This window comes from Alphaproteobacteria bacterium (assembly GCA_017308135.1).
Taxonomy (GTDB): Bacteria; Pseudomonadota; Alphaproteobacteria; order CACIAM-22H2; family CACIAM-22H2; genus Tagaea.
The window spans coordinates 1,003,670-1,027,480 of record JAFKFM010000008.1 but is presented as its reverse complement, the minus strand read 5'-3'; the positions used below and the strand labels follow the sequence as shown (position 1 = coordinate 1,027,480).

22 protein-coding genes and 3 tRNA genes are annotated in these 23,811 nt (G+C 63.9%); 24 read left to right on the top strand and 1 reads right to left on the bottom strand.

Annotated features, from left to right (window positions below):
* A partial coding sequence (locus J0H39_13150) for a hypothetical protein (GenBank protein ID MBN9497695.1) occupies nt 1–209 on the bottom strand: 209 nt, incomplete at its 3' end.
* Nucleotides 210–590: 381 nt separating this feature from the next.
* Here J0H39_13150 and J0H39_13145 point away from each other — a divergent pair.
* The 24 genes from J0H39_13145 to J0H39_13030 all read left to right on the top strand — a co-directional run bounded on the left by J0H39_13145 (nt 591) and on the right by J0H39_13030 (nt 23,811).
* Nucleotides 591–675 (top strand) — tRNA-Leu (locus tag J0H39_13145).
* 56 nt (nt 676–731) lie between these two features.
* Complete coding sequence (locus J0H39_13140; protein ID MBN9497694.1) at nt 732–2,057, top strand: trigger factor; 1,326 nt, start codon at nt 732–734, stop codon at nt 2,055–2,057.
* Between the two features lie 106 nt (nt 2,058–2,163).
* The gene (gene clpP, locus J0H39_13135) at nt 2,164–2,799 is read left to right on the top strand and encodes an ATP-dependent Clp endopeptidase proteolytic subunit ClpP (GenBank protein MBN9497693.1); all 636 of its coding nucleotides are present in this window, start codon (nt 2,164–2,166) and stop codon (nt 2,797–2,799) included.
* Nucleotides 2,800–2,930: 131 nt separating this feature from the next.
* Nucleotides 2,931–4,202, top strand: coding sequence for an ATP-dependent Clp protease ATP-binding subunit ClpX (gene clpX / locus J0H39_13130; protein MBN9497692.1), 1,272 nt, complete (start codon nt 2,931–2,933; stop codon nt 4,200–4,202).
* A 206-nt stretch (nt 4,203–4,408) separates the two neighbouring features.
* Complete coding sequence (gene lon / locus J0H39_13125) at nt 4,409–6,814, top strand: endopeptidase La (GenBank protein MBN9497691.1); 2,406 nt, start codon at nt 4,409–4,411, stop codon at nt 6,812–6,814.
* A 161-nt stretch (nt 6,815–6,975) separates the two neighbouring features.
* Nucleotides 6,976–7,248 (top strand): HU family DNA-binding protein, encoded by a 273-nt coding sequence (locus J0H39_13120; protein MBN9497690.1) that lies wholly within the window; start codon nt 6,976–6,978, stop codon nt 7,246–7,248.
* Nucleotides 7,249–7,270: 22 nt separating this feature from the next.
* Nucleotides 7,271–7,345: transfer RNA gene (locus J0H39_13115), tRNA-Val, on the top strand.
* 24 nt (nt 7,346–7,369) lie between these two features.
* Entirely contained in the window at nt 7,370–8,485 is a 1,116-nt protein-coding gene (mtnA, locus tag J0H39_13110) for an S-methyl-5-thioribose-1-phosphate isomerase (protein MBN9497689.1), read from the top strand.
* Between the two features lie 89 nt (nt 8,486–8,574).
* A tRNA-Asp gene (locus tag J0H39_13105) sits at nt 8,575–8,651 on the top strand.
* Between the two features lie 167 nt (nt 8,652–8,818).
* The gene (locus J0H39_13100; protein MBN9497688.1) at nt 8,819–9,193 is read left to right on the top strand and encodes an NADH-quinone oxidoreductase subunit A; all 375 of its coding nucleotides are present in this window, start codon (nt 8,819–8,821) and stop codon (nt 9,191–9,193) included.
* On the top strand, nt 9,184–9,732 hold the full coding sequence (locus J0H39_13095) for an NADH-quinone oxidoreductase subunit B (GenBank protein MBN9497687.1): 549 nt from the start codon (nt 9,184–9,186) through the stop codon (nt 9,730–9,732). The genes J0H39_13100 and J0H39_13095 overlap by 10 nt, the downstream gene beginning before the upstream one ends.
* Nucleotides 9,733–9,758: 26 nt before the next feature.
* Entirely contained in the window at nt 9,759–10,400 is a 642-nt protein-coding gene (locus J0H39_13090) for an NADH-quinone oxidoreductase subunit C (GenBank protein MBN9497686.1), read from the top strand.
* Between the two features lie 2 nt (nt 10,401–10,402).
* On the top strand, nt 10,403–11,632 hold the full coding sequence (locus tag J0H39_13085) for an NADH-quinone oxidoreductase subunit D (GenBank protein ID MBN9497685.1): 1,230 nt from the start codon (nt 10,403–10,405) through the stop codon (nt 11,630–11,632).
* Nucleotides 11,629–12,273: an NADH-quinone oxidoreductase subunit NuoE gene (gene nuoE, locus J0H39_13080; protein MBN9497684.1), complete on the top strand. Its 645-nt coding sequence runs from the start codon at nt 11,629–11,631 to the stop codon at nt 12,271–12,273. The genes J0H39_13085 and nuoE overlap by 4 nt, the downstream gene beginning before the upstream one ends.
* Complete coding sequence (gene nuoF, locus J0H39_13075; protein MBN9497683.1) at nt 12,273–13,565, top strand: NADH-quinone oxidoreductase subunit NuoF; 1,293 nt, start codon at nt 12,273–12,275, stop codon at nt 13,563–13,565. Before nuoE ends, nuoF begins: the two co-directional genes overlap by 1 nt.
* 13 nt (nt 13,566–13,578) lie before the next feature.
* Nucleotides 13,579–15,645: an NADH-quinone oxidoreductase subunit G gene (locus J0H39_13070; GenBank protein ID MBN9497682.1), complete on the top strand. Its 2,067-nt coding sequence runs from the start codon at nt 13,579–13,581 to the stop codon at nt 15,643–15,645.
* Nucleotides 15,638–16,654: an NADH-quinone oxidoreductase subunit NuoH gene (gene nuoH, locus J0H39_13065; GenBank protein ID MBN9497681.1), complete on the top strand. Its 1,017-nt coding sequence runs from the start codon at nt 15,638–15,640 to the stop codon at nt 16,652–16,654. The genes J0H39_13070 and nuoH overlap by 8 nt, the downstream gene beginning before the upstream one ends.
* A 19-nt stretch (nt 16,655–16,673) precedes the next feature.
* On the top strand, nt 16,674–17,165 hold the full coding sequence (gene nuoI / locus J0H39_13060; protein MBN9497680.1) for an NADH-quinone oxidoreductase subunit NuoI: 492 nt from the start codon (nt 16,674–16,676) through the stop codon (nt 17,163–17,165).
* 10 nt (nt 17,166–17,175) lie between these two features.
* Complete coding sequence (locus J0H39_13055) at nt 17,176–17,793, top strand: NADH-quinone oxidoreductase subunit J (GenBank protein ID MBN9497679.1); 618 nt, start codon at nt 17,176–17,178, stop codon at nt 17,791–17,793.
* Nucleotides 17,793–18,101: an NADH-quinone oxidoreductase subunit NuoK gene (gene nuoK / locus J0H39_13050; protein ID MBN9497678.1), complete on the top strand. Its 309-nt coding sequence runs from the start codon at nt 17,793–17,795 to the stop codon at nt 18,099–18,101. The genes J0H39_13055 and nuoK overlap by 1 nt, the downstream gene beginning before the upstream one ends.
* A gap of 8 nt (nt 18,102–18,109) precedes the next feature.
* Entirely contained in the window at nt 18,110–20,071 is a 1,962-nt protein-coding gene (gene nuoL, locus J0H39_13045) for an NADH-quinone oxidoreductase subunit L (GenBank protein MBN9497677.1), read from the top strand.
* A gap of 4 nt (nt 20,072–20,075) precedes the next feature.
* Nucleotides 20,076–21,620, top strand: a complete 1,545-nt coding sequence (locus J0H39_13040) for an NADH-quinone oxidoreductase subunit M (GenBank protein MBN9497676.1) — start codon at nt 20,076–20,078, stop codon at nt 21,618–21,620.
* On the top strand, nt 21,617–23,062 hold the full coding sequence (gene nuoN / locus J0H39_13035; protein MBN9497675.1) for an NADH-quinone oxidoreductase subunit NuoN: 1,446 nt from the start codon (nt 21,617–21,619) through the stop codon (nt 23,060–23,062). The genes J0H39_13040 and nuoN overlap by 4 nt, the downstream gene beginning before the upstream one ends.
* A gap of 20 nt (nt 23,063–23,082) precedes the next feature.
* Nucleotides 23,083–23,811, top strand: coding sequence for a biotin--[acetyl-CoA-carboxylase] ligase (locus J0H39_13030; protein MBN9497674.1), 729 nt, complete (start codon nt 23,083–23,085; stop codon nt 23,809–23,811).

The window sequence follows — 23,811 nt, the reverse complement described above, 5'->3', positions numbered from 1 at the left end:
AGGTTGCCGCGAATGCCCTGCGCGACCGAGAAGGTCGACGCGTCGTCTTGCGCATCGGCGACGCGATAGCCGGTCTGCACCTGCTTGGAGGCGACGGACAGGGCCGACTGCGTGGTGCGCAACGAAGCGAGGGCGACGAGGGCGCCGACATTGGTGTTAATCGAATTCGACATCGTTAAGGCTCCCAACAGCCGGTCTTCTGTCGGCATTTCAGGGGAGAATTCCCCTGGATTCTGCTAAAAATTTTAGCAAAACCGCTCGATTCCTGTAACATAATGACAGGAAATTTGTATGCCAAACCCCGCAATCAATCCGATCATGTCATTGACATATTTATAAAATCAGGATTTTTGGCAATTCCGTTAAGAGATTGGCGTAACAGGAAAATTTACAGTTTTCACTTGGAGTATTGCAAAATAACTGCCTTCGCCATTCGATGCTATGCGTTTTTAGATACCCCAAATTTATGATGGTTAATTGCGCGATAAAATCGGCAGCGCCGCGCGCGGGTTGACGGAAATAGGGGGTACGGGTAGGAGAGGCGCCCGAACGCCGCTGGGGTTCGACGCTGGGCCCAAATCCGGCGACAGGCGGGCGTGGCGAAACTGGTAGACGCGCAAGATTTAGGTTCTTGTGACGAAAGTCGTGGGGGTTCAAGTCCCTCCGCCCGCACCAGCCTCGCCCGCGCGATCGAGCCTCCGGCGCCCCAACGACAAACGAGTTTTCAATCCATGCAAGTCACCGAAACGCTCAACGAAGGTCTCAAGCGCGGCTACAAGGTCGTCGTTTCGGCCGCCGACATCGCCCAGAAGATCGACGTCGAACTCGACGAAGTCGCCAAGAAGGCGAATCTGCCGGGCTTCCGTCCGGGCAAGGCGCCCAAGGGCGTCATCAAGAAGCGCTTCGGCCAGTCGGTGATGGGCGACGTGCTCCAGCGCGCGGTACAGGACACGACGAGCCAGGCGCTGCTCGAGCGCAACCTCAAGCCCGCGATGCAGCCGAAGATCGAAGTGACCTCGTTCGACGAGGGCAAGGACCTCGAATACACGGTGTCGCTGGAAGTGCTGCCGGAAATCGTGCCGGTCGATTTCAAAACCATCGATCTGGAACGTCCGAAGGCCGAACCGGGCGAAGCGGAAATCGCCAAGGCGCTCGACAGCCTCGCGGCCTCGCAGCGCAAGACCCAGAAGGTCGAAGCCGCGCGCGAAGCCAAGCTCGGCGACACCGCCGTGATCGATTTCGAAGGTTTCATGGACGGCGAAGCGTTCCCGGGCGGGAAGGGCAACGACCATCCCCTCGAACTCGGCTCCAACCAGTTCATCCCGGGCTTCGAAGCCCAGCTCGTCGGCAAGAAGGCCGGCGACAAGGTCGACGTGAACGTCACGTTCCCGGCCGAATACGGTTCGGAAAAGCTCGCGGGCAAGGCCGCGACCTTCAAGGTCGAGATCAAGGAGCTGCGCGAGCCGCTTCCCGTGACGATCGACGACGAATTCGCCAAGGGCCTCGGCTTCGAGGATCTGGAAACCGTCAAGAAGGTCGTGAAGGACCAGCTGTCGCGCGACTACCAGCGCGCCGCGCGCGCCAAGGTGAAGCGCGCGTTGCTCGACAAGCTGTCGGACGCGCATAGCTTCGAAGTGCCGCCGGGCATGCTCGAAATGGAATTCCAGCAGATCTGGGGCCAGGTCGAAGCCGATCGCAAGCGCGGCGTCGAGGACCCGGAACACAAGGGCAAGAACGACGACCAGCTGAAGGACGAGTACAAGGCGATCGCGCTGCGCCGCGTGCGCTTGGGCCTGCTGCTCGCCGAAGTCGGCCGCGCCAACGACGTCCAGGTCACGCAGGACGAAGTGAACCGGGCGCTGGGCGAACAGGTCCGCCGCTTCCCCGGCCAAGAACGCCAGGTCGTCGAATTCTACCGCTCGAATCCGGAACTGCTCGCCCAGCTGCGCGCGCCGATTTTCGAGGAGAAGGTCGTCGATTTCATCCTGGAACTCGCCAAGGTGACCGATAAGCCGGTTACCGTCGAGGAACTGTTCAAGGAAGACGAAGCCGCCTGATCCGGCTTCTTTTTTCCGATCTCTTGATCGAAGGGGGCTTTCGGACCTAAATGGTTCCGAAGGCCCTTTTCGTTTTCAGGCGCGTTAAGCGCAGGAGCACACCCCAATGTCGATCGACGTGCAGATGAACGCCCTCGTGCCGATGGTCATCGAACAGACCGCGCGCGGCGAGCGTGCCTTCGACATCTACTCGCGCCTGTTGAAGGAGCGGATCATTTTCATGGTCGGTCCCGTCAACGACGGCATCGCCAGCCTGATCTGCGCGCAGCTGCTGTTCCTGGAAAGCGAGAATCCGAAGAAGGACATCTCGCTCTACATCAATTCGCCGGGCGGCGTGGTGACGTCGGGTCTCGCGATGTACGACACGATGCAATATATCCGCCCCGACGTGGCGACGGTTTGCATCGGTCAGGCTTCGTCGATGGGCTCGCTGCTGCTCGCCGCCGGCGCCAAGGGCAAGCGTTTCTCGCTGCCCAATTCGCGCATCATGGTCCACCAGCCGTCGGGCGGCGCCCAAGGCCAGGCGACCGACATCGAAATCCAGGCGCGCGAAATCCTCAGCCTGCGCAAGCGCCTGAACGAGATCTATGTCCGCCACACCGGCCAGCCGCTCGAGGCGATCGAGCAGGCGCTGGAGCGCGACCGCTTCATGAACCCCGAGGAGGCGAAGGCCTTCGGTCTGATCGACGAAGTCGTCGTTCAGCGCCCGCCGCGCGCCGACGAGGGCAGCAAAGCCGCGTAAACGGTAGGGTTAACGCGTATCGTTCCCGCTCGGTTCGCCCGGGTGGTATTGTTGCTGCAAGGCCATCGCGGGGCTAACATCCCCGCAATACCGGAGTCCTTTTTCGGGGCGCCGGTCCGGACGGAGAACCGATGAACAAGTCCTCGGGCGATTCCAAGAACACGCTGTACTGCTCGTTCTGCGGCAAGAGCCAGCACGAGGTCCGCAAGCTGATCGCGGGCCCGACCGTATTCATCTGCGACGAATGCGTCGAATTGTGCATGGACATCATTCGCGAGGAGCACAAGACCACCCTCGTGAAGTCGCGCGACGGCGTGCCCACGCCGAAGGACATCTGCACCGTTCTCGACGATTACGTGATCGGCCAGGAACACGCCAAGCGCGTGCTGTCGGTGGCCGTGCATAATCACTACAAGCGCCTGGCCCATGGCGGGAAGGGCGCGGAAGTCGAGATCGCCAAGTCGAACATCATGCTCGTCGGCCCCACGGGTTGCGGCAAGACGCTGCTGGCCCAGACGCTGGCGCGTATCATCGACGTGCCGTTCACGATGGCCGACGCCACCACGCTGACCGAGGCCGGTTACGTAGGCGAGGACGTCGAAAACATCATCCTGCGTCTGCTCCAAGCCGCCGACTACAACGTCGAGCGCGCGCAGCGCGGCATCGTCTATATCGACGAAGTCGACAAGATCAGCCGCAAATCCGAAAACCCGTCGATCACGCGCGACGTGTCGGGCGAAGGCGTGCAGCAGGCGCTGCTCAAGATCATGGAAGGCACGATCGCCTCCGTGCCGCCGCAAGGCGGGCGCAAGCATCCGCAGCAGGAATTCCTGCAGGTCGACACGACCAACATCCTGTTCATCTGCGGCGGCGCGTTCGCCGGCCTCGAGAAGATCATCGCGCAGCGCTCGCGCGGCACGTCGATCGGTTTCGGCGCCGATGTGCGCGGGCCCGAGGAACGGACCGCCGGCCACATTCTGCGTGAAGTGGAGCCCGAGGATCTGTTGCGCTTCGGCCTGATCCCGGAGTTCATCGGCCGTCTGCCGGTGGTCGCGACGTTGTCCGACCTGTCGGAAGACGCGCTGATCGACATCCTGCAAAAACCCAAGAACGCGCTGGTGAAGCAGTATCAGCGCCTGTTCGAGATGGAAGGCATCAAGCTCACCTTCGCGGAAGACGCGTTGCGCGCCATTTCGCGCAAGGCGATCCAGCGCAAGACGGGTGCGCGCGGCTTGCGTTCCATCATGGAAGGCATCCTGCTCGACACGATGTTCGATCTGCCCGGCATGACCGGCATCGAAGAAGTCGTGATCAATGGCGAGGTCGTCGAAGGCCGCGCCAAGCCCTTGCAAGTGCACGGCGATCGCGCCATGCCCCAGCAAGTCGGCGGCGCTTCGGCGTAAGTCCAAGGCGTAGGGCGGCGCGCCCCTAGAAGGCGCGTCGCCGGCCCCAGGCCGAGTCGGGCTTGATCCCCGGCCGCTTCGGGCCCAACTTTCCTTCCGTGGGCATCCGCTTCAGGATGCTTTTATCGTCGTCGAAGACGCGTGTGCCATTCGCCCGTCAGCGGGGGATGGCCGAAAGCGGGCTTCTTTCAGGAGTTACGGGTTTCATGGAAAGCACAAGCGGGACGCTCTATCCGGTACTGCCGTTGCGCGACATCGTCGTGTTCCCGCACATGATCGTGCCGTTGTTCGTCGGTCGCGAAAAGTCGGTCCGTGCGCTCGAAGACGTGATGAAGGACGACAAGCAGATCTTGCTCGTCGCCCAGAAGAACGCCGCGCAGGACGATCCGCAGCCCGACGACATCTACGAAGTCGGCACGATCGGCACGGTGCTGCAATTGCTGAAGCTGCCCGACGGCACCGTGAAGGTGCTGGTCGAAGGCGGCACGCGCGCGCGCGTGTCCAAATGGGTCGAGAACCCGAATTTCTTCCAAGCCTACGCCGAAGCGATGCCCGACAAGACGGGCCCGGCGGCGGAGATGGAAGCGCTCGTGCGCACGGCCGTCGGCCAGTTCGAGCAGTACATCAAGCTCAACCGCAAGATCCCGCCCGAAGTGCTGGTGTCGGTCAATCAGATCGACGAGCCGGGCAAGCTCGCGGACACGATCGCGTCGCACTTGGCTTTAAAGATCGCTGAAAAACAGGAGCTTCTCGACATCGACACCGTTTCCCAGCGCCTGGAGAAGATCTACGGCGCGATGGAAGGCGAGATCGGCGTCCTGCAGGTGGAAAAGCGCATCCGGAACCGCGTCAAACGGCAGATGGAGAAGACGCAGCGCGAGTACTATCTGAACGAACAGCTCAAGGCGATCCAGAAGGAGCTGGGCGAGCAGGACGACGGCAAGGACGAAGCGTCGGAGCTCGAAGAGCGGATCAAGAAGACCAAGCTCTCGAAAGACGCGCGCGACAAGGCGATGGCGGAGCTGAAGAAGCTGCGGTCCATGAGCCCGATGTCGGCCGAAGCCACGGTGGTGCGCAACTATCTCGACTGGATCCTGACGATCCCGTGGAAGAAGCGCACCAAGATCAAGCGCGACGTGAAGAACGCCGCCAAGTTGCTCGACGCCGACCATTACGGCCTGGAGAAGGTCAAGGAGCGCGTCGTCGAATACTTGGCCGTGCAGGAGCGCACGGTGAAGCTGCGCGGCCCCATCCTGTGCCTCGTCGGTCCGCCCGGCGTGGGCAAGACGTCGCTCGGCAAGTCCATCGCGAAGGCGACGGGCCGCAACTTCGTGCGCGTGTCGCTCGGCGGCGTGCGCGACGAGGCGGAAATCCGCGGCCATCGACGGACCTATATCGGTTCGATGCCCGGCAAGATCATCCAGGGCATGAAGAAGGCGAAGTCGTCGAATCCCTTCTTCCTGCTCGACGAGATCGACAAGCTGGGCGCCGATTGGCGCGGCGACCCCGCGTCGGCGCTGCTCGAAGTGCTCGATCCCGAACAGAACTCGACGTTCAACGATCATTACCTCGAGGTCGATTACGACCTGTCGGACGTGATGTTCGTGACGACGGCGAACACGCTGCGCATGCCCCAGCCGCTGCTGGACCGCATGGAGATCATCCGCCTGTCGGGTTACACCGAGGAGGAGAAGATCGAAATCGCGCGCCGGCACTTGATCCCGAAGCAGGAGGAAATGCACGGGCTCAAGAAGGGCGAGTGGGCGATCACCGACGAAGGCTTGCGCGATCTGATCCGCTTCTACACCCGCGAAGCGGGCGTGCGCAGTCTGGAACGCGAGATCGCGGGCCTGACGCGCAAGGCGGTGAAGACGATCCTGGTCGACGGCGTGAAGTCGGTGAAGGTCAGCACCAAGAATCTCGAGAAATTCGCCGGCGTGAAGAAATTCCGCTGGGGCGAAGTCGAGCTCGAGGATCGCGTGGGCCTGGTCAACGGTCTCGCCTGGACGGAAGTCGGCGGCGAAGTGTTGACGATCGAGGCCGTCCTCTCGCCCGGCAAGGGCAAGATGACGATCACCGGCAAGCTCGGCGACGTGATGCAGGAATCGGTGCAGGCCGCGGCGGCTTACGTCCGCAGCCGGGCCACGAGCTTCGGCATCAAGCCGCCGCTGTTCGACAAGCGCGACATCCACATTCACGTGCCGGAAGGGGCGACGCCCAAGGACGGTCCGTCGGCGGGTGTCGGCATGGTCACGGGCATCGTCTCCGTGCTCACGGGCATCGCCGTGCGCAAGGATGTGGCGATGACCGGCGAGATCACGCTGCGCGGCCGCGTGCTGCCGATCGGCGGCTTGAAGGAAAAGCTGCTGGCCGCGTTGCATGCCGGCATCAAGACCGTGCTGATCCCGAAGGACAACGAGAAGGACTTGGTCGAGATTCCCGAGAACGCGAAGAAGGGGCTCGATATCGTTCCGGTGTCCACGGCCGACGAAGTGCTCGCGCGCGCGCTGACCGAACCGCTCAAGCCGATCGAGTGGAAGGAACCCGACATCGAAGCGGTGCCCGCGAAAACGGGAACCGACGACGCGACGACGGGACTGCGCACGCACTGAAAACTTCCGCGTCCAAGTGGATAAAAGACGGCCGGTTGGGGATAACCCAGCCGGCCGTACGTTTATCGGACGTTGTCAAGATGGATTTCCGACTCGACGTGATTGACGCGGGCGCTTCGCTTTGCCAAGAACGGTCCGCACAAACGAGCGGGGCCGGGGCCTTGAATAAGAACGATTTGATCGCCGCCGTCGCGGCGGAAACCGAATTGAGCAAGGATCAGGCATCCGCCGCTCTCGACGCCGCGTTCGACACGATCGCGCGGCAATTGCGCAAGGGCGGGGAAGTGAAGCTGTTCGGCTTCGGCACGTTCTACGTGTCCCAGCGCAAGGCCTGCCAGGGCCGCAACCCGCGCACCGGCGAAGCGATCCGTTTGAGCGCCACGCGCGCGCCCAAATTCAAAGCGGGCAAACACTTGAGGGACGGGCTGAACTAAGCCACAACCTCTCTGCCGGGAAGGGCGGTTAGCTCAGCGGGAGAGCGTCTCGTTTACACCGAGAGGGTCGGGGGTTCGATCCCCTCACCGCCCACCACCGGCGCTTTCAAGGTGGGGTCCGATGAAGATCGACGGCAAGCATTATCGAACGATTTGGCCCGTCGCTGACGGCGCCGTCGCGGTCGAAGTGATCGACCAGACCAAACTGCCCCATAAATTCGAAACCAAGCGGCTCGCCACACTCGACGAAGCCGCCCACGCGATCAAAGCGATGATCGTGCGCGGCGCGCCGTTGATCGGCGCCACCGCCGCCTACGGTATGGCGATCGCGCTTGCCGCCGATCCGTCCGACGCCGCGATGAACGCCGCCTACGACAAGCTGGCGGCGACGCGCCCCACGGCGATCAATCTGCGCTGGGCGCTCGATCGCGTGCGCAACGCCGTGGCGCCGTTGGCGCCCGCCGCGCGCGCCAAGCTCGCCTGGGCGCTCGCCGCCGGAATCTGCGACGAGGACGTGTCGATCTGCGAAGCGATCGGCGATCAGGGCTTGAAGCTGATCGAAGCGGCCTGGGACAAGAAGGGCCGTCAGGGCGTCGTCAACATCCTGACCCATTGCAATGCCGGCTGGCTTGCGACCGTCGATTGGGGCACGGCCATCGCGCCGATCTACAAGGCGTTCGACAAGGGCATTCCCGTGCATGTGTGGGTCGACGAAACCCGGCCGCGCAACCAAGGCGCTTCGCTCACTGCGTTCGAACTCGGCCGCCATGGTGTGCCGCATCACATCGTCGCCGACAATTCGGGCGGGCATTTGATGCAGCACGGGCTCGTCGATCTTTGCATCGTCGGCACCGATCGCGTCACCGCGCGCGGCGACGTTTGCAACAAGATCGGCACGTATCTGAAGGCGCTGGCCGCGCAGGATAACGGCGTGCCGTTCTATGTCGCGTTGCCGAGTCCGACGATCGATTGGACCGTCGTGGACGGCGTTAAGGAAATCCCGATCGAGGAACGCGCGTCGCTGGAAGTCACGCGCATCGCCGGGCGTTTGGCCGATGGCAGCGTGGTGGAGGTCGATATCGCGGCCCCGGGTAGCCCCGCGCGCAACGATGCGTTCGACGTGACGCCCGCGCGACTCGTGACCGCACTCGTTACGGAGCGCGGCATCTGTCCTGCGACCCGCGACGGGCTGCTGGGGCTATTCCCCGAAGCTAAAACCCGCGCGGCGGGCGAGTAAGCGAAGATTTTGACGGACTTAACCCACAATGCTTGACGGGGCAGGGGTGGGGCTGTAAACACCGCCGTCCTTCGAGCGGAGTCCGGTATGCGGGCGTAGCTCAGTTGGTTAGAGCGCCGGCCTGTCACGCCGGAGGCCGCGGGTTCAAGTCCCGTCGCTCGCGCCACTCCGCCGAAGGACTTTTCCCCTATCTCCTACCAATTCGATTGGTTGCTGCATTGCGGCATCCGCTTGTGTGCGGTGCCCTAATGTATTGGCAAGATTGACCGCGATGGCCTATACGGTGGGCGTCGATCGGCGTATCGTCGCGCCGTTCGGGAAGTCGAGGGGAGCATGGACGCGAACACCGAGCTATTGCGGGAGTACCTCCCGATATTGCTGTTCTTGGGCCTTGCGATCGCGTTGTCGGTCGTGATGGTCCTGGCCTCGCTGGTCGCCGGCCGCCAACGCCCCGACGCCGAAAAGCTCTCCGCCTACGAATGCGGATTCGAAGCCTTCGAGGATGCGCGCCGCAAATTCGACGTGCGCTTCTATCTCGTGGCCATCCTTTTCATCATCTTCGACCTCGAAGTCGCCTTCCTCTTCCCCTGGGCCGTGGCGCTGGGCGAGATCGGCATGTTCGGTTTCTGGTCGATGGTCGTGTTCCTCGGCGTGCTGACGATCGGCTTCGCCTATGAATGGCGCAAGGGAGCGCTCGAATGGGAGTGATCCAGATCCCCGGTTCCGGCGCACCGCTGGCGCCCGGTGCCGCGCAAGACGCGCTGCTGAAGGCCGCGACGGACGAGCTGACCGAGAAGGGCTTCGTCATCGCGCAGCTCGACAAGCTCGTCGCCTGGGCGCGCACCGGCTCGCTGTGGCCGATGACGTTCGGCCTCGCGTGCTGCGCGGTCGAGATGATGCACACCGCCGCCAGCCGCTACGACCTCGACCGGTTCGGCATGGTGTTCCGGCCGAGCCCGCGCCAATCCGACGTGATGATCGTCGCCGGCACGCTCACCAATAAAATGGCGCCCGCCTTGCGCAAGGTCTACGACCAGATGGCCGAGCCGCGCTGGGTGCTGTCGATGGGCAGCTGCGCCAATGGCGGCGGCTACTACCATTACAGCTATTCGGTGGTGCGCGGCTGCGACCGCATCGTGCCCGTCGACATCTACGTGCCCGGCTGTCCGCCGACCGCCGAGGCGCTGCTTTACGGAATTCTGCAGCTTCAGAAGAAGATCAAGCGCACGACCTCCATCCTGCGCTAGTTCGGGTTTTTGGGAGCCGGTACTTCATGGCCGAGTGGGTGGACGAGGGGCTTCAGCCCCTGGCCGAGCGGATCGCGGGCGCTTTGGGCGCCGATCTGATCGGTCACGAGATCGCGAAGGGCGAGCTGGCGCTGACCGTGCGCCGCGACGCCATCGTGCGCGTGCTGACGTATTTGCGCGACGACGACGCGTGCAAGTTCGGCGCGTTGATGGATGTGTGCGGCGTCGATTGGCCGGCCAAGCCCGAGCGGTTCGAGGTCGTCTACAATCTTCTGTCGATGCGCCATAACCGCCGCATCCGCGTGAAGCTGACGACCGACGAAAACAATCCGGTGCCGTCGGCCGTGGGCGTGTTTCCGTCGGCGGGCTGGTTCGAGCGCGAGACCTGGGACATGTACGGCGTGTTCTTCGCCGACCATCCCGATCTGCGCCGCATCCTGACCGATTACGGTTTCGAAGGGCATCCGCTGCGCAAGGACTTCCCGCTCACGGGCCATGTCGAAGTGCGCTACGACGCCGAGCAGCGCCGCGTCGTCTACGAACGCGTGAAGCTGACGCAGGATTTCCGCAGCTTCGATTTCATGTCGCCGTGGGAAGGCCTGGGCCTCAACCAGCTCGGCGAGCCGAAGCCGCCGCTGCCGGGCGACGAAAAGGCGAAGGGACAGTAATCATGGCCGAACCCGTCGCCACGACGAACGTCGCCGCCGATCCGGATCACGCCGCCGGCCAGGTCAAGATCAAGAACTACTCGCTCAATTTCGGGCCGCAGCATCCGGCCGCGCACGGCGTGCTGCGCCTCGTGCTCGAAATGGACGGCGAGGTGATCGAGCGCGCCGATCCGCATATCGGCTTGCTCCATCGCGGCACCGAGAAACTCATCGAGTACAAGACGTATCTCCAGGCGGTGCCGTATTTCGACCGCCTCGACTACGTCTCGCCGATGAACCAGGAGCACGCCTACGCGCTGGCGGTGGAAAAGCTGCTGGGCATCCAGGCGCCGCCACGCGCGCAATATATCCGCGTGCTCTACGCCGAAATCGGCCGCATCCTGAATCACATCCTCAACGTCACGACCTTCGCCCTCGACGTCGGCGCCATGACGCCGCTGCTATGGGGCTTCGAAGAGCGCGAAACGCTGATGGAGTTCTACGAGCGCGTGTGCGGCGCGCGTCTGCACGCGGCGTATTTCCGCCCGGGCGGGGTGTCGCAGGACATGCCCGCGGGTCTCGCCGACGACATGATGAAGTTCGTCGAGCATTTCCCGAAGATCATCGACGACATCGAAACGCTGCTGACCGAAAACCGCATCTTCAAGCAGCGCACGGTCGATATCGGCGTGGTGTCGAAGGCGGACGCGCTGGCCTGGGGTTTCTCGGGCCCGATGGTGCGCGGGTCGGGCATTCCGTGGGATCTGCGCAAGTCGCAGCCCTACGACGCCTACGACCAGATGGAATTCGACGTGCCCATCGGCAAGAACGGCGATTGCTACGATCGCTATCTGTGCCGGATGGAGGAAATGCGCCAGTCGCTGCGGATCATGAAGCAGTGCCTGGAGAAGATGCCTTCCGGTCCCGTGAAGGGCCCGGACCGCAAGGTGACGCCGCCGACGCGCGGCGAGATGAAGAAGTCGATGGAAGCGCTGATCCATCACTTCAAGCTCTATACCGAGGGCTATCACGTGCCCGCGGGCGAGACCTACACCGCCGTCGAAGCGCCCAAGGGCGAGTTCGGCGTGTATCTCGTTTCCGACGGCACGAACAAACCCTATCGCTGCAAGATCCGCGCACCCGGTTTCGCGTTCCTGCAGGCGATGGATTTCCTGGCCAAGGGCCACATGTTGGCCGACGTCGTCGCGATCATCGGTTCGCTCGACATCGTGTTCGGAGAAGTCGATCGATGAGCGGCGCAAACCACTCTCACGTCGAACAGCCGGCGAGCTTCGTTTTCACGCCCGAATATCTGGCGCGTGCGCAGCGCATCATTGCCAAGTACCCGCCGGGCCGTCAGGCCAGCGCCGTGCTGCCGCTGCTCGACCTCGCGCAACGCCAGCACCATAATTGGCTGCCGCGCGCGGCGATGGATTACATCGCCGGCTTGCTCGATATGGCGCCGATCCGCGTCTACGAAGTCGCGACCTTCTATTCGATGTTCAACCTCGCGCCCGTCGGCAAGTGGTTCCTGCAAGTCTGCACGACCACGCCGTGCTGGCTGCGCGGCTCCGACGAAGTGATGGCCGCGTGCGAGCGCAAGCTCGGCATCAAGGGCCAGCAGGACGCGTCGTTCCTGCATTCGGCCGACGGCCAGTTCACCGTGCGCGAAGTCGAATGCCTGGGGGCGTGCGTCAACGCGCCGATCATCCAGGTGAACGACGATTTCTACGAAGATCTCGACGGTCCGCTGACCGAAAAGCTGATCGACGCGCTGCGCAGCGGCCAAGTGCCGCCCAAGGGTTCGATGAAGGGCCGTCAGCATTCGATGCCCGAAGGCGGGCGCACGTCGCTGACCGAGTTCGCGGCCAAGACGGGTGCCGGAGAAGACTGATGCTTCAGGACAAGGACCGCATCTTCACCAATCTCTATGCCGACGGCGACTGGGGCCTGAAAGGCGCCATGGCGCGCGGCGATTGGGACGGCACCAAGGACATTCTCGCCAAGGGCCGCGACTGGATCATCAAGGAAGTCCAGGATTCGGGCCTGCGCGGGCGCGGCGGTGCGGGCTTCCCGACCGGCATGAAATGGTCCTTCATGCCGAAGAAATCGGATGGCCGTCCGCATTATCTGGTCGTCAACGCCGACGAATCCGAACCGGGTACGTGCAAGGATCGCGAGATCCTGCGCCACGATCCGCATAAGCTGATCGAAGGCTGCCTGATCGCCGGTTTCGCGATGGGCGCCAATGCCGCCTACATCTATGTGCGCGGCGAGTTCTACAACGAAGCCTCGCATCTCGAACTCGCGGTGCAGCAAGCCTACGACGCCAAGCTGCTCGGCGACGACGCGTGCGGCTCGGGCTGGAAGTTCGACGTTTATGTGCATCGCGGTGCCGGCGCCTATATCTGCGGCGAAGAAACCGCGCTGATCGAATCGCTCGAAGGCAAGAAGGGCCAGCCGCGCCTGAAGCCGCCCTTCCCGGCGGGTGTCGGCCTCTATGGCTGCCCGACGACCGTGAACAACGTGGAATCCATCGCCGTCGCGCCGACGATCATCCGTCGCGGTGCCGCGTGGTTCGCCGGTATCGGCCGGCCCAAGAATTCGGGCACGAAGCTGTTCTGCATCTCCGGCCATGTGAACAAGCCTTGCACGGTCGAAGAAGCGATGAGCATCCCGCTGAAGGAGCTCATCGAGAAGCATTGCGGCGGCGTGCGCGGCGGCTGGGATAATCTGCTCGCGGTCATTCCGGGCGGCTCGTCGGTGCCGGCGTTGCCCAAGTCGATCTGCGACACGGTGCTGATGGATTTCGACGCGCTGCGCGAGCATCGCTCGGGGCTGGGCACGGCCGCCGTGATCGTCATGGACAAGTCGACCGACATCGTGAAGGCGATCGCGCGCCTGTCGCGTTTCTACATGCACGAAAGCTGCGGCCAGTGCACGCCGTGCCGCGAAGGGACGGGCTGGCTCTACCGCGTCATGCAGCGCATGGTGAAGGGCCAGGCCGATCTTTCCGAGATCGACATGCTGGAAGAAGTCACCCGCCAGATCGAAGGTCACACGATCTGCGCGCTGGGCGACGCGGCCGCATGGCCCGTGCAGGGCTTGATCCGCAATTTCCGCCCGCACATGGAACAGCGCATCCGCGACTACAAGGCGGCGCTCACCGCCCAGGCCGCGGAATAACGGGAAGCGAACGATGCCGAAAGTCACCATCGACGGCGAAACGATCGAAGTGCCCGCGGGCATCACGGTCCTCCAAGCCTGCGAGATCGCGGGCAAGGAAGTGCCGCGCTTCTGCTATCACGAGCGCCTGTCGGTCGCCGGCAATTGCCGCATGTGCCTCGTCGAGATGGAGAAGAGCCCGAAGCCCGTCGCGTCCTGCGCGATGCCGGTCGCCGAAGGCCAAGTCATCAAGACCGACACGCCGCTGGTCAAGAAGGCCCGCAACGGCGTGATGGAATTCCTGCTGATCAACCATCCGCTCGACTGCCCGATCTGCGATCAGGGCGGCGAATGCGATTTGCAGGATCAGGCGATGTCCTACGGCAAGGACAGCAGCCGCTATCACGAGAACAAGCGCGCCGTGCCCGACAAGGAAATCGGGCCGCTGGTCAAGACGACCATGACGCGCTGCATCCATTGCACGCGCTGCGTGCGCTTCTCGACCGAAGTCGCGGGCAACGAGGAACTCGGCGCCGTGTTCCGCGGCGAGCATATGGAAATCGACACGTATGTGGAGAAGGCGCTGACCAGCGAACTCTCCGGCAATATCGTCGATTTGTGCCCGGTCGGCGCTTTGACGTCGAAGCCTTACGCCTTCACGGCGCGCCCGTGGGAACTGCGCAAGACGGAATCGATCGACGTGTTCGACGCGCTGGGCGCGTCGATCCGAGTCGACGCGCGCGGCGGCGAAGTGTTGCGCGTTCTGCCGCGCTTGAACGAGGAAACGAACGAGGAGTGGATCGGCGACAAGTCGCGCCACGCCGTCGACGGTTTGAAGCGCCAGCGCCTCGACCGTGCGTATCTGCGCAAGGACGGCAAGCTCCAGCCCATTTCGTGGGCCGAGGCGCTGACCGCCGCCGCCGCCAAGCTCAAGGGCACGAACGCGTCGCGCATCGGCGCGATCGCCGGCGATCTCGCCGACGCTGAATCGGTTGCCGCCCTGAAGGATATTCTCGCCGGGCTCGGCGTCGCCAATCTCGATTGCCGCCAAGATGGCGCCAAGATCGATCCGGTGAACCGCGCGTCGTGGCTGTTCAACTCGACCGTCCAAGGCATCGAAGATGCCGACGCGATCCTGCTGATCGGCACCAATCCGCGCTGGGAAAGCCCGGTGCTGAACGCGCGCATCCGCAAGCGCTACCGTGCGGGCGGGGTGAAGATCGCCGCGATCGGGCCGCAGCTCGATCTGCGCTACAAATACGAATATCTCGGCGCGGGCCCGACGACGCTCGCCGACTTGGCTTCGGGCAAGAACGCGTTCTTCGAGACTTTGAAGAATGCGCAGAAGCCGACGCTGATTATCGGCATGGGTGCCCTCGCGCGCGCCGACGGTGCGGCCGTGTTGGCGCTGGCGGGCGAACTCGCCGCCAAGGCCGGTATCGTCAAGGACGGCTGGAACGGCTTCAACGTGCTCAACACCGCCGCGGGCCGCGTGGGTGCCCTCGAACTCGGCTTCGTGCCGGGGGCGAACGGGCGCGACGTCGCCGGCATTCTCGACGGTGCTTCGAAGGGCGAGATCGACGTCGTCTATCTGCTGGGGGCCGACGAGATCGACACGTCGAAGCTCAGCAAGGCGTTCGTCATCTATCAGGGCCATCACGGCGACAAGGGTGCCCATCGCGCCGATCTGATCCTGCCGGGTGCCGCCTATACCGAGAAGAACGCGACCTATGTGAACGTCGAAGGCCGCGCGCAGCACGCGCGTATCGCCGTGTTCCCGCCGGGCGAAGCGAAGGAGGATTGGAAGATCCTGCGCGCGCTGTCCGACGCGCTGGGCGCCAAGCTGCCTTACGACACGCTGTCGCAGTTGCGCGCGCGCTTGGCGAAGGCGTCGCCCGTGTTCGCCGAAATCGAAACCGCCCATCCGGCCGCCACGCTCGGCGCGCTGGGCAAGGCGGGCGCGGTGGACCCGGCGGCGTTCGTCTCGCCGATCGACAATTACTATATGACCGACCCGATCAGCCGCGCCTCGGCGACGATGGCCGAGTGCACCCGGGTCTACGTGAAGGGCGAAGCGCCCCGGACCGGTACGCATGGCTGAGAACGATCTCCTCTGGGGCGTGATCGTCCCCGGCGCCATCATCATCGCGAAGATCCTCGCGATCGTGGTGCCGCTGCTCGTGGCCGTCGCCTTCCTGACGCTCGCCGAGCGTAAGGTCATCGGCGCCATGCAGCTGCGCAAAGGCCCGAACGTCGTCGGGCCCTTCGGCCTGTTGCAGCCTTTCGCCGATGGCCTGAAGCTGCTGCTCAAGGAAACCATCGTGCCGACCGGCGCCAACCGGTTCGTGTTCATGATGGCGCCGATGGTGACGTTCCTGCTCAGCCTCGTCGCCTGGGCGGTGATCCCGTTCGATTACGGGATCGTGCTGTCCGATCTGAACGTCGGCATCCTCTATCTCTTCGCGATTTCGTCGCTGGGCGTCTACGGCATCATCATGGCCGGCTGGGCGTCGAACTCGAAATACGCGTTCCTGGGCGCCATGCGCTCGGCGGCGCAGATGGTGTCCTACGAAGTCTCGATCGGCTTTGTCATCATCACCGTGCTGCTCTGCGTCGGTTCGCTGAACCTGACCGACATCGTGATGGCGCAGAAGAACATGTGGTTCGCCGTGCCGCTGTTCCCGATGTTCGTCATCTTTTTCATCTCGGCTTTGGCGGAAACGAACCGCTCGCCCTTCGACTTGCCCGAAGGCGAGTCCGAAATCGTCGCCGGCTATTTCGTCGAGTATTCGTCGATGAGCTTCGCGCTGTTCTTCCTGGGCGAATACGCGGCGATGATCCTGATGAGCGGGATGACCTCGATCCTGTTCCTGGGCGGCTGGCTGCCGCCGGTCGATATCGCGCCCTTCAACTGGGTGCCGGGCCCGATCTGGTTCGCGCTGAAAGTCGCGTTCTGCCTGTTCGTGTTCCTGTGGGTGCGCGCGACGATGCCGCGCTACCGCTACGACCAGCTCATGCGTCTCGGTTGGAAAGTGTTCCTGCCGTTCTCGCTGTTCTGGGTGGTCTTGACCGCCGGCGTGCTGATGGCCACCGGCTGGGTCCCGCGCTGAGGGGATGGGGAGAAACACAATGGCCACCGGCCTCGACCGCGCCGCGAAATCGCTGCTCCTGTCCGAACTCGTCACGGGCATGGCGCTGACCTTGAAGTATTTCTTCAAGCCGACCGTGACGATGAACTACCCCTACGAGAAGGGCCCGATCTCGCCGCGTTTCCGCGGCGAGCATGCGCTGCGCCGCTACGCCTCGGGCGAAGAACGCTGCATCGCGTGCAAGCTGTGCGAGGCCGTGTGCCCCGCCCAGGCGATCACGATCGAGGCCGAGCCGCGCGACGACGGCAGCCGCCGCACGACGCGCTACGACATCGACATGACGAAATGCATCTATTGCGGCTTCTGCCAGGAAGCCTGCCCGGTGGACGCGATCGTCGAAGGTCCGAATTTCGAGTTCGCGACCGAAACGCGCGAAGAGCTGATGTACAACAAAGCCAAATTGCTGGCGAACGGCGACCGCTGGGAGGCCGAGATCGCGGCCAATCTCGCGGCCGACGCGCCGTATCGTTGAGGGCGAGGGGATGCTCCAGACCATCGTCTTCTACCTGTTCTCGGCCGTGTTGATCGGCGGCGCCACCATGGTCGTGGTCGCGCGCAACCCGGTCCACTCGGTCCTGTTCCTGATCCTGTGCTTCTTCAACGCGGCCGGCTTGTTCGTGCTGATGGGTGCGGAATTCCTCGCGATGCTGCTGGTCGTCGTCTATGTCGGCGCGGTCGCGGTGCTGTTCATGTTCGTCGTCATGATGCTGGACGTGGACTTCGCCAAGCTGCGCAGCGGCTTCGCGAATTACCTGCCCATCGGGGCGGCGATCGGCCTTGTGCTTGTGGCCGAACTCATCCTCGTCTTCGGCGCTTGGACCGTGTCGCCCGCGTTGCCCGAAGCGATGGCGCTGCCGATCCCCGATCCTTCGCAGATCCACAACACGAAGGCGCTCGGCCTCGTGCTCTACGACGATTACGTCTACGTGTTCCAGGCTTCGGGCCTCGTGCTGCTCGTCGCGATGGTGGGGGCGATCGTCCTCACTTTGCGCGAGCGCGAGGGCGTGAAGCGCCAGTCGATCGCCCGCCAGGTTGCGCGCACGCGCGCCGAAGGTGTCGCCGTCGTCTCGGTCGAAAGCCGCAAGGGGGTCGACGTCTGATGGCCATCGGTCTCGCGCATTACCTCGCCGTCGCGGCGATCCTGTTCACGCTCGGCGTCGTCGGCATCTTCCTCAACCGGAAGAACGTGATCGTCATTCTTATGTCGATCGAATTGATGCTGCTTGCGGTGAACATAAACTTCGTCGCGTTCTCGACCCATTTGGGCGACCTGGTCGGCCAGGTCTTCGCGCTGTTCGTGCTGACCGTCGCGGCCGCCGAAGCCGCCATCGGGCTCGCGATCCTCGTCGTCTATTTCCGCAATCGCGGGACGATCGAGGTCGACGACATCAACATGATGAAGGGCTGATCCGGGCCATGTACTCCGCCGCCGTCCTTCTCCCGCTTCTCGGTTTCGCGATCGCCGGTCTGGCGATGGCCTCGTCGCTGCCCCACGCGACCAAGGAACGCGTCGCCCAATACGTGACCACGGGCTGCGTGATGCTCGCAGGCCTCTTCTCGCTGGTCATCTTCTACCAGGTCGGCGTGCAGGGGCAGACCCGCACGGTCGAGTTGTTCACCTGGATCGAAAGCGGCGCCTTCGTCGCCAACTGGGCGCTGAAATTCGACGCGCTGTCGGCGACGATGCTGTGCGTCGTCACCATCGTCTCGTCGATGGTGCATCTCTATTCCATCGGCTACATGGCCGAGGACAAGTCGATCCCGCGCTTCATGGCGTATCTGTCGCTGTTCACCTTCTTCATGCTGATGCTGGTGACGGCCGACAATTTCATCCAGATGTTCTTCGGCTGGGAAGGCGTGGGTCTCGCGTCGTACCTGCTGATCGGCTTCTGGTACGAGAAGGAAAGCGCCAACGAAGCCTCGATCAAGGCGTTCCTCGTGAACCGCGTCGGCGATTTCGGCTTCGCCCTGGGCATCTTCGCCTGCTTCCTGCTGTTCGGCTCGGTCCAGTTCGACCAGATTTTCGCGGCCGCCCCGCAGTTCACGGAAGCGAAGCTCGAATTCCTCGGCAAGGAATTCCATGCGCTGACGCTGATCTGCCTGCTGCTGTTCGTTGGCGCTTGCGGCAAGTCGGCGCAGTTGTTCCTGCACACCTGGCTGCCGGACGCGATGGAAGGCCCCACGCCCGTCTCGGCCCTGATCCACGCCGCCACCATGGTGACCGCGGGCGTGTTCATGGTCTGCCGCCTGTCGCCGCTGTTCGAATACGCGCCGACGGCGCTGATGGTCGTGACGATCGTGGGCGCTTCGACCGCGTTGTTCGCCGCGTCGGTCGGCCTCGTGCAGAACGACATCAAGCGCGTGATCGCGTATTCGACCTGCTCGCAGCTCGGCTACATGTTCTTCGCGGCGGGCGTGTCGGCCTATTCGGCCGCGATGTTCCACCTGACGACCCACGCCTTCTTCAAGGCGCTGCTGTTCCTATCGGCGGGCTCTGTCATCCACGCGCTGCATCACGAGCAGGACATGCGCAAGATGGGCGGGCAGGTATGGACCAAAATCCGCATCACCTACGCGATGATGTGGATCGGCTCGCTGGCGCTGGCGGGCATGGGCATCCCGGGTTTGAACATCGGCTTCGCCGGGTTCTATTCCAAGGACATCATCATGGAGGCCGCCTACGGCGTCCATACGGGCGCGGGCCAATACGCTTTCTGGCTGGGCCTCGCCGCCGCCACGATGACCGCCTTCTATTCCTGGCGCCTGCTGTTCATGAGCTTCCACAAGGCGCCGGATACGGATCATCACGCGGTCGACCACGCGCATGAATCGCCGATGGTCATGCTGATCCCGTTGTTCGTGCTCGCCTTCGGCGCGCTGTTTTCGGGCATGGGCCTCTATTACTTCTTCGTCGGCGATGGCCGCGAAGCGTTCTGGGGCACGGCCATCTTCACGCTGCATGACGGCATCGAAGCGGCACACCACGCCCCGCATTGGATTCCGCCGCTGCTGATCGCGGTGGGCATCGCGGGCATCGGCATCGCCTACGGCCTTTATATCCGCAACCCTTCCAAGCCCAAGCAGATCGCGAAGGACTTCAAGGGCCTGTACGAGTTCCTGCTCAACAAGTGGTATTTCGACGAGCTCTACAACGCGCTGTTCGTGCGCCCGTCCTTCGTCATCGGCCGCTTCCTGTGGAAGCGCGGCGACGGCACGGTGATCGACGGCATGGGGCCCGACGCGATCGCGGCGGGCACGCTGGTCGTCGCCAAGCGCGCCGGCCGCCTGCAAACGGGCTACGTCTACCACTACGCCTTCGCGATGCTGATCGGCATCGTGGTCCTCGCCACCTGGTACATTCTGCGGACGGGCCGCTGAGATCATGACCGACTGGCCCATCCTTTCCCTCGTCGCGTTCCTGCCGCTGGCCGGGGCGCTGTTCATCCTGCTGCTCAACGGCACCGAGGAAGCGGTCGCCCGCAACGCACGCTGGGCGGCGCTGTGGACCTCGCTCGTCGTGTTCGTGCTGTCGCTGCCGATCTGGTTCGGCTTCGATCGCGGGACGGCGGAATTCCAATTCGTCGAGCGCCATGTGTGGATCCCCGGCTACGGGATCGGCTATCACGTCGGCGTCGATGGGATTTCGGCCCCCTTCGTGCTGCTGTCGACGTTCCTGACGCCGCTGTGCATCGCGGCGTCCTGGCACGTCGAAAAGCGCGTGCGCGAATACATGATCGCGTTCCTGGTGCTGGAAACCTTCATGGTCGGCACCTTCATCGCGCTCGACATGGTGCTGTTCTACGTCTTCTTCGAAGCCGTCCTGATCCCGATGTTCCTGATCATCGGCGTGTGGGGCGGGGCGCGCCGCGTCTACTCGGCGTTCAAGTTCTTCCTCTACACGCTGCTCGGCTCGGTGCTGATGCTGATCGCGATGCTAGCGATGTATTGGCAGACCGAGACGACGAACATCGTCGAGCTGTTCGACTACGACTTCCCGCGCCAGATGCAGATGTGGCTGTGGCTCGCCTTCTTCGCGTCCTTCGCGGTGAAGGTGCCGATGTGGCCCGTCCACACCTGGCTGCCCGACGCGCATGTGGAAGCGCCGACGGCGGGCTCGGTCATCCTGGCCGGCGTGCTGTTGAAGATGGGCGGCTACGGCATGATCCGCTTCTCGCTGCCGATGTTCCCGGAGGCGAGCGCCTATTTCACGCCGCTGGTATTCACCCTGTCGATCGTCGCGGTCATCTACACCTCGCTCGTCGCGCTGGTGCAGGAAGACATGAAGAAGCTGATCGCCTATTCGTCGGTCGCCCATATGGGCTTCGTGACTTTGGGCCTGTTCGCGGGCAACCGCCAAGGCGTCGAAGGGGCGATGTTCCAGATGATCGCGCATGGCGTGGTCTCGGGCGCCTTGTTCTTGTGCGTGGGCGTCGTCTATGACCGCCTTCACACGCGCGAGATCAAGCGTTACGGCGGCCTCGTCCATCGCATGCCGGTCTACGCGGCCGTGTTCATGGTGTTCACCATGGGTGCGGTCGGCTTGCCGGGCACGGCCGGGTTCGTGGGCGAAATCCTGGTGCTGACCGGCACCTATCAGGCCTCGACCTGGGCCGCGGCGTTGGCCGCGACCGGCGTGATCCTGGGGGCGGCCTATATGCTCTATCTCTATCGCCGCGTGATCTTCGGCAAGCTGGTGCGCGACGACCTCAAGGACATGCTGGATCTCGACTGGCGCGAGAAGCTGATCTTCGCGCCGCTGATCGTTGCCACGTTGTGGCTCGGCATCCAGCCCAAGCCCGTGCTCGACATGATGGGGACGACGATCCAATCGGTCGTCGATCGCTACGAGGCCGATCGCGGCACGCATAACCACGCCGACACCCAAGCGCCGACGCAAGCACAAGTGCCGGCGGAGAACGCCCGATGACCGACTTCGCACTCGCTCCGCTGTTGCCCGAGCTGATCCTCGCCGTCTCGGGCCTGACGCTGTTGATGGTCGGCGCGTTCTCGAAGGGCGATCCGACGCGCAACGTGAACGTGCTCGCCATCGCTTCGTTGCTGGTCGCGGCTCTCGCGGCCGCCACGCAAGCGCCCGACCGCACGACGTTGATGTCGGGCATGTTCGTGGCCGACGCGTTTTCCGGCTTCGCGAAGGTCGTAATCTTCCTGGCGACGGCGGCTGCCCTGGTCCTGTCGGACGACTACAACCGCCGCGAAGGCTTCGCGCGCTTCGAATATCCGGTGCTGACGATCTTCGCGGCCCTGGGCATGTCGATGATGGTGTCGGCGAACGACCTCATCTCGCTCTATCTCGGCCTCGAACTGCAGTCGCTGTCGCTTTACGTGCTGGCCTCGATCCGCCGCGATTCCCCGCGCGCGACCGAAGCGGGCTTGAAGTATTTCGTGCTCGGCGCGCTGTCGTCGGGGATGCTGCTCTACGGTTCGTCGCTGATCTACGGCTTCTCGGGCGCCACGAATTTCGAAACCATCGCCGGCGTGATGACCGACCATTCGGGGGGGGCTCCGATCGGTGTGGTGTTCGGCATCGTGTTCGTCTCGGCCGCGTTGGCCTTCAAGGTGTCGGCGGCCCCGTTCCATATGTGGACGCCCGACGTCTACGAAGGCGCGCCGACGCCCGTCACGGCGTTCTTCGCCGCCGCCCCGAAGCTCGCCGCGATGGCGCTGCTGGTGCGCGTGCTGGTCGAGCCGCTGGGCTCCCTGGTCGGCGATTGGCGGCAAATTGTCGTCTTCGTCGCGATCCTGTCGATGCTGATCGGCAGCTTCGCCGCCATCGCGCAGACTAGCATCAAGCGCCTGATGGCCTATAGCTCCATCGGCCATGTCGGCTACGCGCTGGTCGGTCTCGCCGCCGGCGACGAAACCGGCGTGCGCGGCGTGCTGGTCTATATGGCGATCTACGTCGTGATGAATCTCGGCGCCTTCGCCGTGATCCTGTCGATGAAGCGCGACGGCAAGATGGTCGAAACGATCGGCGATCTCGCCGGTCTCGCGCGCACGCGGCCGATGCTGGCGGGCGGGCTTGGCATCGCGATGTTCTCGATGGCCGGAATCCCGCCGCTCGCCGGGTTCTTCGGCAAGCTCTATGTCTTCCTCGCGGCGGTGTCGGCGGGCCTCTATCTGCTCGCCGTGATCGGCGTGCTCGCCTCGGTCGTGGGCGCCTTCTATTACCTGCGCATCGTCAAGATCATGTATTTCGACGAGCCCGTACCCGCCTTCGACGCGGCCGAAGGCAATGGCCCGGCGGCGGTGCTGGCGGTTTCGTCGGTCTTCACGCTGCTGTTCTTCCTGCTGCCCGGTCCGCTGGTCGCGGCCGCGACCACCGCCGCCGCGTCGCTGTTCGGCGGTTGATCGCGCCGGTTGCCGATCGTATGCGCTTGCCGCCGGAATTCCTTCTGGCGGCGCATGACAGCGTCGGCTCGACCAACGACGAAGCCAAGGCGTTGGCGCAGGGCGGTGCCGCCGATCTCACGCTCGTCTGGGCGCGCGAGCAAACGGCGGGCAGGGGCCGCCAAGGCCGCACCTGGGCCAGCCCGCGTGGCAATCTCTATCTTTCGCTGGTCCTGCGGCCCAACGCGAAAGCCGCAACCGCCGCACAGCTTTCCTTCGTTGCCTGCGTCGCGGTCGGCGAGACGGTCGCCGAATTGGGCGCGCAAGACATCGAGTATAAATGGCCCAACGACGTGCTGGTCGGCGGGCGCAAAATCTCGGGCGTGCTGCTCGAAGCCGAAAGCGGCGGCGACGGCCTTGCCTATTTGATCCTGGGCGTGGGCATCAATCTGGCGTCCTCGCCCGCCGAAACGCGCTACCCCGCCACGTCGCTGCACAATGCGGCCCCGGTCGAAGCGGCGCTCGAAGCTTTCGCGCGGCATTTCCTGCTCTGGTATCGCCGCTGGTCGGATGAAGGCTTCGCGCCCATCCGGGAGGCGTGGCTCGCCCTTGCCGCGCGTTTGGGCCAAGCGATCGAAGTGCGTTTGCCGGACACCACGCTGAGCGGCGTGTTCGCCGAATTGGGTCCGGGGGGCGAGTTGTTGCTCGACACCGCCGCCGGGCGGCGTATCGTCACGGCGGGCGACGTCCATTTACCCGGGATCGGATGA